4 protein-coding genes are annotated in these 2,024 nt (G+C 61.6%); 2 read left to right on the top strand and 2 right to left on the bottom strand.

Features of this window, described 5'->3' with window-relative positions; genetic code table 11:
* Positions 1-184, bottom strand: a 184-nt coding sequence (locus ACPCUW_RS35050) for a transposase (protein WP_423429682.1), incomplete at its 3' end; no start/stop codon positions are given.
* A 201-nt stretch (positions 185-385) separates the two neighbouring features.
* Here ACPCUW_RS35050 and ACPCUW_RS35045 point away from each other — a divergent pair.
* Together ACPCUW_RS35045 and ACPCUW_RS35040 are read left to right on the top strand one after the other, a co-directional pair.
* Positions 386-844, top strand: coding sequence for a nuclear transport factor 2 family protein (locus tag ACPCUW_RS35045; protein ID WP_423429681.1), 459 nt, complete (start codon positions 386-388; stop codon positions 842-844).
* A gap of 10 nt (positions 845-854) precedes the next feature.
* The gene (locus ACPCUW_RS35040; RefSeq protein WP_423429680.1) at positions 855-1,790 is read left to right on the top strand and encodes an oxidoreductase; all 936 of its coding nucleotides are present in this window, start codon (positions 855-857) and stop codon (positions 1,788-1,790) included.
* A 43-nt stretch (positions 1,791-1,833) separates the two neighbouring features.
* Here ACPCUW_RS35040 and ACPCUW_RS35035 read toward each other — a convergent pair.
* Positions 1,834-2,024, bottom strand: a 191-nt coding sequence (locus ACPCUW_RS35035) for a hypothetical protein (protein WP_423429679.1), incomplete at its 5' end; no start/stop codon positions are given.

Genomic DNA, 2,024 nt, shown 5'->3' with positions numbered 1-2,024 from the left:
AGACCTCCGGCAGAACTCGCCACGGCACACCGGCGCCCAGCCGATACAGCATCCCCTCCACGATCCTGCGATTCTCGGAGAAATTACGGCCAACGCGCCCTTCGGATTTCGGCAACAACAGCTCCAGCAGCTCCCATTGCCTGTCCGTCAGCACCCGATACCGATCACCCACCACCGCCACCACGGCGAACATGGTGCCCGATCGGCCCCACACAGCGGGCCGACCGACAAACACTATCGGGAAACACGACCTAGACCTACCACATCAACGTCACCGCGGTTCCCCCATGTGGTCCGCCCCCGAGCTGACTTTCGACCACACTCACCGGAAAGAGACGCGTCATGACAGAAATCCATCCCAACGAGGCCGCCCTGCGCAAGCTCTATGAGTCATTCATCAGCGGCGACGACAGCGTCCTACCGTGACCTCGTCGACCGCGACATCGTGTGGCACGAACCCGGTGACACCCAGATCAGTGGCGACTGGTCCGGCGCGGACGAGGGCCTACGCATGTACCAGAAATTCATGGAGATCAGCGGCGGCACAGATCGGGACGAACTGATCGACATCGTGGCCAACGATCGCATCGAGGTCGCTATTGTTCGCCACCACCTCGAACGTGACGGCGAGAAGCTGAGCTACGTCCTGGCCCAGGTGTACCGTATCGACAACGGAAAGCTCGTCGAGTATTGGGAGTATCCGGAGCCCGGCCTTTTACCACGCGTGGCGATGAGGTCGACTCAGATCTGTTGGGCAGCACTGCGATTCGCAGGGTCGGCCGACTCCGGATACCTGACCAACCGCTACGACCCTACTGGAGAAGTATCCGGTCCCCCGACGTGAGCGAGGTGAAATGAAAATGAACCGGCGTCAGCGTTGGACGGCTGACGCGATACCGGATCAATCGGGGCGCACTGTCGTTGTAACAGGCGCTAATTCGGGTATTGGGTACGAGATCGCCGCTGCTCTTGCGCGTCGCGGAGCCCGCACGGTGCTCGCCGTGCGAGACATCGGCGCGGGAACCGAAGCTGCCGCCAGAATCGCCGACTCTCAACCCGGCGCTACCGTCAGCGTGCAGCAGCTCGATCTCGCATCCATGCGATCTGTCAGATCCGCGGCCGCCGAACTGCGCGCAAGCTACCCCCGCATTGACCTGTTGATCAACAACGCGGGGCTGGTCGCGTTTACGAAGGGATCCACCGAGGAGGGCTTCGAACTCCACTTCGGCGTGTGTCACCTCGGGCACTTCGCGCTGACAGGCTTGCTCTTGGACATGCTAACGAACACACCCGGAGCCCGAATCGTGACCGTGAGCAGTTTCGGCCACCGCATGGCTGGTGACGGCATCGACTTCGCCGACCCACACTGGCAACGGCGTCCCTACAAGTGGGTACACGCCTACGGCCAGGCCAAGCTCGCAAACCTGCTCTTCACATACGAACTCCAACGTCGGCTGGCTGCGGCCTCAGGTACGAACGCCATCGCCGTGGCAGCGCACCCGGGCACGACGAAGACACAACTCGTTAGGGACGCCCCGATATCCATACGGCTGCAGAACAGACTGCTCGGCAGTTTGCGTCAAGGCGCGGCGATGGGAGCACTGCCGATATTGCGCGCCGCAACGGATCCCGCAGTTGTAGGCGGCCAATACTTCGGTCCCAGAGGACTGGGCGAACTACGAGGCCATCCCCGGATCGTCAGCTCGTCTGCCACCTCCCGCAATGCCCTGCTTCAGCGCAGATTATGGGAGATGTCCGAGGACCTCACCGGTGTTCGGTATTCCGTATGACCACCGACAAAGCAGTATCTGAAGTTTTTCGGGGGACGGAAGCTCACATGTCGATGGAGAACCACCAACCGCAAGTGGTGTCTGAATCCGCAGCGCCACATCGGCTCTCGAAGCGGTACATCGGGCCGTCGTTCCGATCATCGCTTCCGCCCACAATGACACACTGTTCGTCGCTCGCCGCTGTGTCGACGATGCCGGCGTCGTTATCGACCCGATGGGCAACTGCATCCGCAA

Source organism: Nocardia sp. AB354 (assembly GCF_049538315.1).
Lineage (GTDB): Bacteria > Actinomycetota > Actinomycetes > Mycobacteriales > Mycobacteriaceae > Nocardia > Nocardia nova.
This window is presented reverse-complemented; position numbering and strand designations above follow the sequence as displayed.

What these genes read in the sequence shown, in the direction of transcription:
- ACPCUW_RS35045 (WP_423429681.1), top strand. Translation starts at nt 386, where the DNA reads ATGAGTCATTCATCAGCGGCGACGACAGCGTCCTACCGTGACCTCGTC.
- ACPCUW_RS35040 (WP_423429680.1), top strand. Translation starts at nt 855, where the DNA reads ATGAAAATGAACCGGCGTCAGCGTTGGACGGCTGACGCGATACCGGAT.